Annotated in this window: 9 protein-coding genes; 5 read left to right on the forward strand and 4 right to left on the reverse strand. The window is 67.7% G+C overall.

Features of this window, described 5'->3' with window-relative positions; translation table 11 throughout:
- Positions 1 to 5: 5 nt before the first annotated feature.
- From KP001_RS09605 to KP001_RS09620, 4 genes are all read right to left on the reverse strand, one after another.
- Complete coding sequence (locus KP001_RS09605) at positions 6 to 656, reverse strand: potassium channel family protein (RefSeq protein ID WP_217289294.1); 651 nt, start codon at positions 654 to 656, stop codon at positions 6 to 8.
- Positions 653 to 3,481, reverse strand: a complete 2,829-nt coding sequence (locus KP001_RS09610) for a cation-translocating P-type ATPase (protein WP_217289295.1) — start codon at positions 3,479 to 3,481, stop codon at positions 653 to 655. The genes KP001_RS09605 and KP001_RS09610 overlap by 4 nt, the downstream gene beginning before the upstream one ends.
- Before the next feature lie 237 nt (positions 3,482 to 3,718).
- The gene (gene pnpS, locus KP001_RS09615) at positions 3,719 to 5,470 is read right to left on the reverse strand and encodes a two-component system histidine kinase PnpS (protein WP_217289296.1); all 1,752 of its coding nucleotides are present in this window, start codon (positions 5,468 to 5,470) and stop codon (positions 3,719 to 3,721) included.
- On the reverse strand, positions 5,467 to 6,147 hold the full coding sequence (locus KP001_RS09620) for a response regulator (RefSeq protein WP_217289297.1): 681 nt from the start codon (positions 6,145 to 6,147) through the stop codon (positions 5,467 to 5,469). The genes pnpS and KP001_RS09620 overlap by 4 nt, the downstream gene beginning before the upstream one ends.
- Positions 6,148 to 6,644: 497 nt before the next feature.
- Here KP001_RS09620 and KP001_RS21980 point away from each other — a divergent pair, with 497 nt between their 5' ends.
- The 5 genes from KP001_RS21980 to KP001_RS21985 all read left to right on the forward strand — a co-directional run bounded on the left by KP001_RS21980 (position 6,645) and on the right by KP001_RS21985 (position 13,312).
- On the forward strand, positions 6,645 to 7,190 hold the full coding sequence (locus KP001_RS21980) for a trehalase-like domain-containing protein (RefSeq protein WP_239027955.1): 546 nt from the start codon (positions 6,645 to 6,647) through the stop codon (positions 7,188 to 7,190).
- Positions 7,187 to 9,253 carry a glycoside hydrolase family 15 protein gene (locus tag KP001_RS09625; RefSeq protein ID WP_239027956.1) on the forward strand — a complete coding sequence of 689 codons (2,067 nt, stop codon included), beginning with the start codon at positions 7,187 to 7,189 and terminating at the stop codon, positions 9,251 to 9,253. Before KP001_RS21980 ends, KP001_RS09625 begins: the two co-directional genes overlap by 4 nt.
- A gap of 56 nt (positions 9,254 to 9,309) precedes the next feature.
- Positions 9,310 to 10,398, forward strand: a complete 1,089-nt coding sequence (locus KP001_RS09630) for an enolase C-terminal domain-like protein (protein ID WP_217289298.1) — start codon at positions 9,310 to 9,312, stop codon at positions 10,396 to 10,398.
- A gap of 18 nt (positions 10,399 to 10,416) precedes the next feature.
- A complete protein-coding gene (locus KP001_RS09635) occupies positions 10,417 to 12,801 on the forward strand; it encodes an FAD-binding and (Fe-S)-binding domain-containing protein (RefSeq protein ID WP_239027957.1) in 2,385 nt (794 codons plus the stop codon).
- Positions 12,802 to 12,943: 142 nt separating this feature from the next.
- A complete protein-coding gene (locus tag KP001_RS21985; protein WP_239027958.1) occupies positions 12,944 to 13,312 on the forward strand; it encodes a heterodisulfide reductase-related iron-sulfur binding cluster in 369 nt (122 codons plus the stop codon).
- Positions 13,313 to 13,428: the final 116 nt, after the last annotated feature.

The following is a 13,428-nucleotide window of genomic DNA, read 5'->3' on the forward strand; positions in this document are numbered from 1 at the left end:
CCTCCTTATGGCAGGCCGAGCAGGTGCTTGAGCCTTTGCGACGACGAGGTGAGCAGGGCCAGGTGCACCAGGTCCCCGTGCTGGAACAGGGTTCCCGGCGTCGGGATGAGCGTCCTTCCCTGCCGGGTGACGGCGACCACCATGATCTCCCCAACGAGGGTCAGCTCGCCGACGCTGCGGCCGGCCAGAAGCGGCGGAAGCTCGACCTGCACCAGCTCCACCTCCCCCCCTCCCAGGCTTTGCACCTGCTCCAGCGGCGAGTAGCACAAAAGCTCGATGATGCGCCCGACCCCCCAGGTGACGTGCGAGATGGTGGGGATCCCCAGGCGCCGGTACGCCTCGGCCTTCCCCGGGTCGTAGAGCCTCGCCACCACCCGTGGCACCTTGAACACGAGCCGCGCCGCCCGCGCGCTCACCGCGTTCACCTCGTCGCTCGCGGTGAGGGCCGCCAGGGCGTCCGCGCTCTCTATCCCGGCGCGCACCAGCACCTCCCGGTCGAACCCCATCCCCGCCACCTTGATCCCGGCAAAGGAGGGGGGGAGCCGCCCGAAGGCCGCTTCGTCCCGGTCCACCACCGCCACCTCCATGCCGCGCCGGGAGAGCGCCCCGGCGAGCGCGCCCCCAAGCCTGCCGCAACCGATCACTATTATCCTCATGTTGCACCTCCAGATCCCCCCTCGACCGCACGCCTCGCTTCCCTGCTCCGTAGCCACCATTTGCGCCCCTCCTCGGCGAGGAAGAGGAACAGGGGATAACAGGCGATCACCCCCCAGAAGCGGAGGGGAAGCGCCGTCACCTCGAAGAGGCGCTGCAGCGGGGGGAGGTAGACCAGGGCGAGGCAGAATAGAAGCTGGAACGCGATCCCCGCCAGCAGGAAACGGTTGCCGAACAGGCCGATGCGGAACACGGAGAACCGCTCGCTGCGACAGCAGTAGGCGTTTCCCGCCTGCGCCCCGATCACCCCGGCGAAGAACATGGTGCCGGCCAGCACGTAGACCCTGCCGTCGGGGGAGGCGAGGCGCTCCTGGTAGGGGACGAGATCCAGACGCGGCAGGTGACTCAGATCGCTATAGCCGTAGCTCCCGTACAGCAGGAAGAAGCCGGTGAAGCAGAACAGGGCCATCAGCGACCCGAGCCAGACGAGGGCCCGCAGCAAAAGCGCCCGGTTCACCAGCCTCTCGCTGCGAGGGCGCGGCGGCCGCTCCATGATCCCCGGCTCCGGGGGCTCCGTGCCGAGGGCGAGGGCCGGGAGGAGATCGGCCCCGAGGTCGATGGCGAGCACCTGCATCACGGTGAGGGCCAGGGGCACGTTGAGCGTGATCTGCAGGATGAAGGGCCAGGCCTCGACCATGTTGCTGGTGAAGATGTAGGTGACGAACTTCCTGATGTTGGAGTAGACGGCGCGCCCTTCCTCGATGGTACTGACGATGGAGGCGAAGTTGTCGTCGAGGAGGATCATGTCGGCCGCCTCCTTGGCGACGTCCGCCCCGGAAAGCCCCATGGCGACGCCGATGTCCGCCTTCTTGAGGGCCGGGGCATCGTTGACACCGTCGCCGGTAACCGCCACGATCTCCCCCCTTTGCTGCAGCGCGCTCACCACGCGCAGCTTGTGCTCGGGGGAGACGCGGGCGAAGATCACCTCCCCGGCGAGGACCCGGTCCAGGGCGGCCTGGTCCATGGCGTCCAGCTCGGCACCGCTCACCAGCCGGCAGGTGTCGTCCCGCCCGAGCACGCCGATGCGCCGCGCCACGCTCTCCGCGGTAAGGCCGTAGTCGCCGGTCACCATCACGACCCTGATCCCGGCGCTGTGGCACTTCTGCACCGCGCTGGCCACCTCGGGGCGGGGAGGATCGTTCATGGCGACCAGCCCCAGCAAGGTGAGCTCCCTCTCCACGCTCTGCGCCGTGTAATCCGTGAGGTCCCCCGGCAGGCTCCGTTCGGCGACGGCCAGCACGCGGTACCCCTGGCGTGCGTAAGCGTCCACCTGCCCGAGCACCTCCCGCAACAGGGGAGGCTCCAGGGGGAGCTTTGCCCCGTCCCGGGCCAACGAACTGCAAAGGGCCGCCACCTCGGCCGGCGCCCCCTTCACGAAGGCGGTCTCCCCCTCCCCCTCGCGGTGCACGCTGGTCATCCTCTTGCGCACGGAATCAAACGGAAGCTCGCGCAGCCGGGGGAGTAGCGCCCCTTGCGCCTCGGGATCGATCCCTCCCTTGCGGGCGACGACGATGAGGGCCCCCTCGGTGGGATCGCCGATGATGCACCAGGGCTCCGACGTCCCCTTCGGCTCGACAAGGCGCGCGTCGCTGCAAAGGGCCGCGGCGGTGAGCAGGCGCTTGAGGCCTGCGGAGGGGGCGCCGCCCCGGCCGATCTCCCCCCGCGGGGCGTACCCCACCCCGGAGACCTCCTGCACCGCGGCGTCCACCCAGAGTTCCCGTACGGTCATCTCGTTCTGGGTCAGGGTCCCGGTCTTGTCGGTGCAGATCACGGTGCAGCAGCCAAGGGCCTCGACGGAGGAGAGCTTCTTCACCAGGGCATTGCGCGTGGCCATGCGCTGAACGGCCATGGCCAGGGAAAGTGAGACCGTGGGGAGGAGCCCTTCCGGCACGAAAGCGACCACCATGCCGACCGCGAAGATGAAGCAGGTGTGCAGCTCGCGCCCCAGCACCGCGACCGAGAGCACGAAGAAGAGCGTGCCGACGGCAAGTGCCAGCGCGGTGACCACGCGGGTCATGCGGTCGATCTCGACCTGCAGTGGCGAGGGGGTATCCGAGGTCGCGGTGGCGAGGTGGGCGATGCGGCCGAACTCGGTGCTCATCCCGGTGGCGCATACCACGGCGCTACCGGTCCCGGCGACGGCGGAGGTGCCGGCGAAGACCAGGTTGGGGAGTTCGGTGCGGGAAAGGGGCTGCCCGGTAAGCGGGTCCGCGGTCTTCCTGGCGGGATGTGCCTCGCCCGAGAGGGTGGACTGGTCTACGCGCAGGTCCCACTCCTCGACCAGCCTCGCGTCGGCCGAGATGCGGTCCCCCTGGTTCACCCGTACCAGGTCCCCCGGGACCAGCTCCGCCGCCGGTATCTGGCGTTCCTCACCGTCACGCAGTACGGTCGCCTGGGCCGGCAGGAGTCTTTTCAACGCCTCCACCGCCTGCTCGGCACGGTGCTCCTGCCAGAACGAGAATGCCGCGTTGATGAAGATCACTGCCCAGATGGCAAAGGCGAGCTGCGGCATGCCCCCCAGGTAGGCCATGACGCCGCCGGCCCAAAGAAGCAGCGCCATCAGATGGGTGAAATTGGCCAGAAGTTTCAGGTAGAGGGGTTTTGCCGCGGCGGCGCGGATCGTGTTGGGGCCGTAGCGCGCGAGCCTCGCCGCGGCCTCCTGCGAGGAGAGCCCGGCGGCGGAAGTGCGCAGGGCGGCGAAAAGCTCCGGCACCGGGAGCTCGTGCCAGGGGAGGTTTTCGGGAAGCTTGTCGTGAGCGCCGTTCATGGTCACGCCCCGGCAACCGCCGTTGGCGGGCCGAGATCACAAGGACATGTCAGCAAAAACCGGACGCTTCAACTGTAATGGTAATTAGAAGGGAGTCAAACCCGAACTCATGTGAAAGTTCTGCAGAGGATTTAATTGATCAGCCGCCTCGCCCCCCCCTCCCCTTGCGGGAGGGGGTCAGGGGGTGGGGGAAGGTGCCATCATTTCCGGTACCCGGGATTCCCCTCAGGGATGCGGTCAGGCGGCCGGCATGGTGAAGGAGAAGACGGAGCCCTTTCCCTGTTCGCTCTCCACCCGCACCGTCCCGCCGTGGGCCTGCACGATGTGCTTCACGATGGAGAGCCCGAGGCCGGTGCCGCCGTTGTCGCGGCTTCGCGCCTCGTCCACGCGGTAAAAGCGCTCGAAGAGACGCGGCAGGTCCTTCTCCGGGATGCCGATGCCGCCGTCGCGCACCGAGATGCGCACCATCTCCCCCTCGCGGCGGGCGGAAAGCTCCACCCTCCCCCCCGCCTCGCTGTACTTGATGGCGTTGTCCAAAAGGTTGATGAGAACCTGGTCCAGCCGGGCGCGGTCCGCCTGCACCCGCAGCTCCCCCCCCGCGTCGTCGTAGCCGAGCGCCACCCCCTTTTCCTCGCCGCGCTGGGCCACGAGGAGGAGGGCGCGCCGCGCAGCGTCCGCCACCGCGATCCGCTCGGGCTTCACCCCCACCTCGCCGCTCTCCAGCTCGGAGAGGGTCAAAAGGTCGCGCACGAGACCCGAGAGGCGCTCGGCGTGGTTCAGGATGATCTGCAGGAAGCGCTCTCCCCGCTGGGGGTCCTGCGCCAGGAGGCCGGAGAGGAGGGTCTCGGCGTACCCCTTGATCACCGTGACCGGCGTCCTCAGCTCGTGCGAGACGTTGGCCACGAAGTCGCGGCGGATCCGCTCCACCCGCTTCAGGGCGGTGATGTCGTGGAACACCGCGACCGCTCCCGCCAGCTCCCCCTCCTCCAGAAGCGGAACCCAGTGCACCAGCGTCTCCCTCCCGCCGGGAAGGGAAATCTCCTGGTGCCGCTCGGTGCGCGCGGAGAGCACCTCACGGCAGGCGGCGTGCAGGTCCGGGTGCCGGCTGATCTCCAGAAGCGGTCGCCCCGCCACCTGCGGCCCCGTGTCGAAGAGGGAGCAGAACGCGGGGTTCACCAGGGTGACCGTCGCCTCGCGGTCGGTCACCATCACCCCTTCCCCCATACCTTCCAGGATGGCGTCCAGGCGCCCCTTCTCGGACGAGATCTGCTCCAGCTGCTGCCTGATCCGGCCGGACATCTCGTTCATGACCCGCGCGAGTTCCCCCAGCTCGTCGTGACCGCGGACGGCGATCCGGGTGCCGAACTCGCCGCGCCCGATCCGGTTGGCGCCGGCTGCGAGTTTGGTCAGCTTTCTCGAGTTGATGTTGGAGAGGAAGTAGGAAAAAAGCAGTGAAGCGAGCACCGCCACCGCCAGGGTCGCGCCCAGGCTCTTTCTCAGGCGCTCTTTGGCCGCCTCCAGCTCGGAGAGCGGCAGCGCCAGGCGGATCACCCCCTTGTTGCCAAAGGACGCCGCCACGTAGAGCATGTCGGTGTGCAGGGTCGCCGAGTAACGGACCGCGCTGCCGATCCCTTCCCGGAAGGCGGCGATCACCTCGGGGCGGTGGCCGTGGTTCTCCAGCCTGGACACCTGGACGGCTTCGACCCCGGAATCCGCCACCACCCGCCCGTCCCCGGCGATCACCGTGACCCGGGAGCGGATGGCGCGTGCCAGCGACGCGGTCAGGGCCGGCGCGTCACGGTCGAGGTCGCCGATCTCCTTGAGCGCCATCAACGCGGCCACCCGCGCCTGGTCCTCCAGATGTGCGCGGGTGTCCCTCGTCATGGAGCGCTGCAGGCTCCCGGAGAGGTAGAGGTAGAGCCCGGCGCCCAGAAAGAGCACCAGGGCCAGGTAGGACCCCATCAGCTTCCAGCGGAAGCTTCCCCTCATGCCTCCTCCAGCTTGTAGCCGAAGCCGCGCACGGTCTTGATCATGTCGCCGGCCGCCCCGAGCTTGGTGCGCAGGCGGGTCATGTGCGTATCGACGGTGCGGGTGTCTCCCAGGTAGGTGTAGCCCCAGACGTTCTGCAAAAGGACCTCGCGGCTTTGCACCCTCCCCAGCCGCTCGGCCAGGTTCATCAGGAGCTTGAACTCGGTGGAGGTGAGCTGCACCTCCTCGCCATCCACCTCCACGCGGTGCCCCTCGGTGTCGATGCGCAGGGAACCGAGCGCGAGCTGCGCCGGCCTGGGCGCCTGGTCTCCGCCGCGGCGCAGCACGGCGCGCACCCTCAGCATCAGCTCCCGGGTCGAGAACGGTTTCACCACGTAGTCGTCGGCCCCCATCTCGAAGCCGACCACCCGGTCGATCTCCTCCCCTTTGGCGGTGAGCATGATCACGGGGATGGAGCTGGTCTGCTCCCCCCCCTTGAGCAGGCGGCAGACCTCGGTTCCCATCATCCCCGGCAGCATCAGGTCGAGCAGGATCAGGTCGGGTTTATGGCGGCGCGCCTCGCTCAACCCCGAGTTGCCGTCCGCGGCGATCAGGCAGTGGTACCCCTCCTGCTCCAGGTGGAAAGCCACCAGTTCGGCCAGATCCCTCTCGTCCTCTATCACCAGTACCGTCGGCATGGCAGGTTTCGTTCCTCTCTCATGTGAATTACGGACAGCAGCATATTTAACGACTCTGAACCGGATGTCAACGATTATGGAGAGGTGAAAAACCCAATTTTTTAACGCAAAGCCGCAAAGGCGCAAGGGAGGCAAAAACAAACCTGATTAGCGATGATCTTCCGCCGATAAAAGTCCCCCTTTGGGGGGGAGCTCTGGTCAACGTGCACCACTTCGTAGGTCAAACTTTTCGCGTCCCCGGAATTCCCGAATGAATCTTGCCAAAGGGGGGAGCGGCAGGTAGCGGAAGATAGTAACTAACCGGGACAACAAAAGAGTCTAGGTCCTCTTAGCGTCATTGCGCCATTGCGTTAAATATATGCTTCTGTTTTTTTAAACCATCGGCACATGAGCCCCCCGGCGCGCGCATTTAAATTGGTGATTTTTAATTTTACTCCGCTATACTCCACCAATGTTCCCGCGGGACGGGGTCCGCACATGAGTGTCAAGGGGGTGCGATGAGCAACAGCATCAGCGATTACGGCATTATCGGCAACCTGCAGTCGGTGGCTCTCGTGGGGCGGGACGGCGCCATCGACTGGCTCTGCCTGCCGCACACCGACTCCCCCAGCGTCTTCGCGGCCATCCTCGACAAGGAACGGGGAGGAACCTTCTCGGTCACCCCGGAAGGGGAATGGGACTCCACCCTTTCGTATCTCGACGACAGCAACGTTCTCACCGCGCGTTTCCGCACCCGCAGCGGTAGCTGCACCCTGACCGACTTCCTCACCCTCCCCGAGCCGAAGGGAGAGGATGGTCTGCGCGACTTCGTGCTCCTGCGCCTCATCAAGGTCGACCGGGGGCGCGTGAGGCTCCGGGTCAGGTTCTCCCCCCGGTTCGACTACGGCCGCGTCATCCCTCACCTCACGCCGCACCCCGGCCGGGGCGTGGTCGCCCGCGCGGGGAGCGACACCCTCGCCCTCTCCTGCACCGGCGGGCTCTCCGTGACCGGGGGGGACGCCGGGGGGTGTGGGAGCTGCAGCAGGGGGAGCGGGCGGTTTTGAGGCTGCATTTCGGGGCGAGCGAGCCCGACCCCCTCGCCGAAGGACGGGCCGAGCACCTCCTGGTGGAAACCCTCTCCTTCTGGCGCGACTGGCTGCACAAAAGCGGGACCGGCTTCTTCAACGAGCTCGGTCCGCACCGGGTTCCGGTGATCCGCTCCCTTTTGGTGCTGAAACTCCTCTGCTTCGAGCCGCAGGGGACCATGGCCGCGGCGGCCACCACCTCGCTTCCGGAGGAGATCGGCGGGGTGCGCAACTGGGACTACCGCTACTCCTGGGTGCGCGACACCGCCATGGCGCTCACCGCGCTTTTCGAGGTGGGGCACTTCGAGGAAGTGCAGAGCTACCTCGGGTGGCTGGAAGAGGTGATCCTCAAAAGCAGCCGGAACGAGCTGCAGGTGATGTACCGCATGGACGGCTCCGGCACGCTTGACGAGTACGAACTGCCGCACCTGCAGGGGTACCGCGGCTCCGCCCCGGTGCGGATCGGCAACCAGGCTGCGGAGCAGAAACAGTTCAGCATCTACGGCCACGTCCTGATCGCGGCCCACCTGGCGCTCAGCCGCGACCGCGACAGCGCCCCGCGGATGTGGCAGGGGCTCAGCCTTATGTGCGACTTCGCGCGGGACCACTGGCGCGAGGCCGACTGGAGCATCTGGGAGATACGGGGCGAGCCCAGGCACTACGTCCACTCCAAGGTGATGTGCTGGGTGACCCTGGACCGGGGGCTGCGCATCTCCCGGCACCTCGGGCTCCCGCCGGGAGAGGGGTGGGATGAGGCGCGGGACGGGATCGCGGGCGAAGTGCACTCGCGCGGCTGGAGCGCCACGCGGCAGGCCTTCACCATGTGGTACGACAGCGACACCCTGGACGGGAGCGCGCTCCTCATGTCCATCAGCGACTTCATCCCCTTCGACGATCCCCGCATGATCGCCACGGTGGAGGCGTTGCGCATGGACCTCGGCGAGGAGGGGTTTCTCTACCGCTACCGCGCCGACGACGGGCTGCCGGGGCGCGACGGCACCTTCCTCGCCTGCACGCTGTGGCTCATCACCAACCTCGCCAAGCAGGGGGAGATCGAGGAGGCGGATCTCCTTTTGGGACGCGTGAACCAGGTGGGAGGGCACCTCCACCTCCTGGCCGAGGAGTACGACCCGACCTGGCAGGAGCAGTTGGGGAACTTCCCGCAGGCCTTCAGCCACGAGGCCTACATCGTCGCCGCCACCTCGCTGGCCAACGCCAGGGCGGACGAGCGGCGCAGGCCCCAGCCATCGGAGCTGCTCCTCCCCGACGCGCCACATGGGCCGGCCGCCGCGACCCCGGAGGACCTGGCGGCCCTCCTGGCCGAAGTGGCGCGGGATCACGCCCGGGAGGGGTACCCGGACTTCGGGGGGCTCGCGGCGTCGGGGATGCGTGAGAAAATCGCCGGGGCCCTCGCCTCGCTCACCTCTTTCGACCCGGAAACCCTCGCCGGAATCCCGGAGAGGACCAGCTTCTGGTGCAACCTCCACACCCTGGTCGTGATCCACGGCGTGCTTGCGCTGGGGCTGCGGGTTTCGGTGAAGGAGGTGCCCAGGTTCTACCGCAGGGCCGGGTGCCGCATCGGCGTGGAGGAGTTCAGTGCGGAGGCGATCCTGCACGGCATCCTGCGCGGCAACCGTCCGGCACCGGGATGGCTTCTCCCCCCCTTTCCCCCCGGGGACCCGCGCCTGCGCCACTCCATCCGCCCGAGCGACCCGCGGGTCCTGTTCGCGGCCTGCACTGGCACCGTCTCGTCCCCTCCCGTCACCGTCCTCACCCCGGCCACGCTGGACGCCGCCCTCTCGCACGCCCTGCGGCACTACCTCGCGCGGCAGGCGCGGCTCGACCTGGCCGGGAGGAAGCTTACGCTGCCGCGCATCTTCAAGTGGTTCGACGATCCCGGGAGGAGCGCGCACGACGTGGCGGTGTTCGTGGCCGGGTACACCGACGCCGCAACCGCGCGGGAGATCAGGGAGCACCCGGAGTCTTTTGAGCTTGAGTACGCGGAGTACGACTGGAGGCTCCAGGCGCCACCCCGGGCGTAACGGAAAGAGCGTCGCGGAAGCCGGGCGGCAAGGAGCGGCACGGAGGAGGAACCGGCATGAGACAGGCCATCGTGGAACGGGTCGAGGTGAACTGCTACCGCATCCCGACCGAGGAGCGCGAATCCGACGGCACCTACCGGTGGGAGGACACCGTCATGGTCGCAACGCACGTGTTCTGCGGCGGGGAAAGGGGCTTCGGCTACAGCTACGCCTGCCCGGCGGCGGCGACCCTGATCAGGGACAGGCTCGCCGACCTCGTGCGCGGGCGCAACGCGCTGGACATCGCCGGCTGCTGGGTCACCCTCGTCGGCGCCCTGCGCAACGTGGGGGAATCGGGGATCGGCATGCTGGCCGTCTCGGCCCTGGATACCGCCCTGTGGGACCTGAAGGCCCGGCTGCTCGGGGTGCCGCTGGTCTCCCTCCTTGGCGAGGCGCGCGAGCGGGTCCCGGCCTACGGCAGCGGCGGCTTCACCTCCTACTCCGTCGACAAGCTGCAGCGCCAGCTTTCGGGGTGGGTGGGACAGGGGATCACCCGGGTCAAGATGAAGGTCGGGCGCGACGCCAAGGCGGACCCGGACCGGGTCACGGCGGCGCGGCAGGCGATAGGGGGGGAGGCGGAGCTCATGGTGGACGCCAACGGCGGCTACTCCCGGAAACAGGCGCTGGCGCTCGCCGCCGGCTTCGCCGCCCAGGGGGTGACCTGGTTCGAGGAACCGGTGCCGCACCAGGACCGGGAGGGGCTGCGTCTCGTGCGCGACCTCGCGCCGGAGGGGATGGAGATCTCATCCGGTGAGTACGGCTTCAACCTCCGCTATTTCCTGGACCTTCTGCGGGATGGCTGCGTCGACGTGCTCCAGGCCGACGCCACCCGCTGCGGCGTGACCGGGTTCATGGAGGCCGCCGCCCTTTGCGGCGCCTGGGGGCTTCCCATGTCGTCCCACTGCGCGCCGGCGCTGCACCTGCACCTTTGCTGCGCCGCCACCCCCATCCGCCACCTGGAGTACTTCCACGACCACGTCCGCATCGAGCGGATGCTTCTGGACGGGGTGATCGAGCCATGGCACGGCACGCTGGCGCCCGACCTGGAGCGCCCCGGGCACGGCCTCGCGCTCAGGGTGACGGAGGCGGCGCGATTCGAGATCTGACGCAAGAGAGGTGAAGCGATGAGCGAAGCGGAAAGAACAGAAGGTGACATGCTGAACGCGAAGGCGCTCGAGGCCGACCTGCGCGCCGCGGTGGACGGGGAGGTCCGTTTCGACAGCACGAGCCGCGCCCTCTACGCGACCGATGCCTCCAACTACCGCCAGGTGCCGGTCGGCGTGGTGCTCCCGAGGAGCACGGACGCGGTCATAAAGACCCTGGAGGTCTGCCACAGACACGGAGCCCCCGTGGTCTCGCGCGGCGGCGGCACCGCGCTGTGCGGCCAGACCTGCAACGTCGCCGTCGTCATCGACCACTCCAAATACCTGCGCGGCATCCTGGAGATCGACCCGCAAAGGAGGATCGCGCGGGTGCAGCCGGGGGTGATCCTCGACCAGCTGCGCGACGAGACCGAGAAGTTCCACCTGACCTACGGCCCCGACCCGGCCACCCACGACCACAACACCTTCGGGGGGATGATCGGCAACAACTCCTGCGGCATCCACTCGGTGATGGCGGGGCGCACCGCCGACAACGTGCTGGAGCTGGACGTGGTCACCTACGACGGCGTGCGCATGACCGTGGGCCCGACTTCCGAGGAGGAACTGGAAAGGATCATCGCGGCCGGCGGGAGGCGGGGGGAGATCTACGCGGGGCTGCGCGATATCCGCGACCGCTACGCCAGGGACATCCGCCGCCGCTATCCCAGGATCCCGCGCCGCGTCTCCGGCTTCAACCTGGACGACCTCCTCCCGGAAAACGGGTTCAACGTGGCGCGGGCCCTGGTGGGGACCGAGGGGACCTGCGTCACCGTCCTGGAGGCGACCGTGCGCCTGGTGCACAGCCCGCCGTCCCGGACGCTCCTGGTGCTCGGCTACCCCGACGTCTACAGCGCCGCCGACGACATCGGGACGCTCATGGAGTTCGGGCCGGTCGGCCTGGAGGGGCTTGACGAACTCCTCATCAAGTTCATGAAGAAGAAAAAACTGCATCCAGAGGACATCGAGCTCCTCCCCGAGGGGAAGGGGTGGCTCCTGGCGGAGTTCGGCGGCGACAGCAAGGAGGAGTCCGACCGCAAGGCGCGCCAGGCGATGAAGAAGATCGGCAAGCGGGACGCCCCCCCCACCATGAAGCTCTTTTCCGACAGCAAGGAGGAGAAGATGGTCTGGGAGGTGCGCGAGTCGGGTCTCGGCGCCACCGCGAACGTTCCGGGGGTGCCGCTTGGGTGGCCGGGATGGGAGGACGCCGCCGTCCCGCCTGAGAAAGTGGGACCGTACCTGCGCGATTTCCATGCCCTGTTGCAGGAGCACGGCCTGATCGCCTCGCTCTACGGCCACTTCGGCGACGGCTGCATCCACTGCCGCATCTCCTTCGACCTCTTCACGCACCAGGGGGTGCAGAACTACCTGAGCTTCCTGGACAAGGCCACCGACCTCGTGGTCCGCTATGGGGGCTCCTTCTCGGCCGAACACGGCGATGGGCAGTCCAAGGCGATGTACCTGGAGAAGATGTACGGCCCCGGGCTCCTGGAGGCGTTCCGCCGCTTCAAGGAGCTGTGGGACCCCGGCTGGAAGATGAACCCGGGCAAGGTCGTGGAGCCCTTCCGTCCCGACCAGAACCTGCGGCTGGGGCCGGAGTACAACCCCTGGCAGCCGGAGACCCGCTTCCGTTTCCCCAACGACGACGGCAGCTTCCCGCGCGCTGTCCTGCGCTGCGTCGGGGTGGGGAAGTGCCGCCGCAGCCACGACGCCTTCATGTGCCCGAGCTTTCTGGCCACCCTGGAGGAGAAGCACACCACCCGGGGGCGCGCGCACCTCCTCTTCGAGATGTTCCGGGGGGATTTCGTCTCCGACGGCTGGCACAGCAAGGAGGTGCTGGAATCCCTGGAATTCTGCCTCTCCTGCAAGGGGTGCAAGACCGACTGCCCGGTCAACGTGGACATGGCCACCTACAAGGCGGAGTTCCTGCACCACCACTACCGTCACCGGCTCCGCCCGCTCCCGGCGTACTCCATGGGGCTGTTCGGGATCTGGGGCTCCCTGGGTGCCAAGGTGCCGGCCCTCGCCAACTTCATGGGGCAGACCCCGGTTCTTTCCGGCATCACCAAGGCAGTGGGGGGCATCGCGCCTGAACGGAGCATGCCCCGTTTCGCCGCGGAGACCTTCACCTCCTGGTACCAAAGCGGCAATCATGGCGGTCGCAGCGAAGGTCGGCGCGTCGTCCTCTACGTGGACATCTTCAACGACTGCTTCTTTCCGGAAACCCTGAAGGCCGCCTTCGAACTCCTCACCCGCTACGGCTACCAGGTGATCGTCCCGAAAAAGCGTCCCCCCGCGGTGCGCCCCCCATCGACTACGGCATGCTCGACTACGCCAGGAAGAAGATCCTCGAGGCGGTCGGGATTTTGAGCCCCTACGTGCGCCAGGGGATTCCGGTGCTGGTCCTGGAACCGAGCACCGCCGCGAGTTCCGCGACGAGCTATCCGAGCTCTACCCGCAGCACGAGGACGGCAAGAGGGTCACCAGCCTCACCCTGACCCTTTCCGAATTCATGAAGAAGGAGCACCTCTCGCCGCCGAAGCTTTCCGGGACCATCGTGTACCAGGCCCACTGCCACCAAAAGGCGCTTTTGAACCCCGAGGCCGCGCACGAACTATTGAAGCAGATGGGGCTCACCGTGGTCGAGCCCCAAAAGGGGTGCTGCGGCATGGCCGGCTCCTTCGGCTTCGAGAAGGGGAAGTACGAGATCTCCATGCGCATCAGTGAGATGGGGCTTCTCCCCGCGGTGCGAGAGGCCTCGTCCGGAGACCTCATCGTCGCCGACGGTTTCAGCTGTCGCACCCAGATCCTGCAGGCGACCGAGCGCAAGCCACTGCACCTGGCCGAGCTGCTCCTCCTCGCCCTGAACCGCACCCGCTAACCCCCGCCGGCAAGTTGCGGGCCGCAGGCCCGCAACTCCGGCTTTCTCATAGCGACTGACAAATCACTCCCCTCTCCCATTTCCCGTGCATATCCTCCTTCCCATCCTCACATTTA

Origin of the sequence: Geomonas subterranea (assembly GCF_019063845.1) — a bacterium.
In the GTDB taxonomy this organism is placed as follows: domain Bacteria; phylum Desulfobacterota; class Desulfuromonadia; order Geobacterales; family Geobacteraceae; genus Geomonas; species Geomonas subterranea.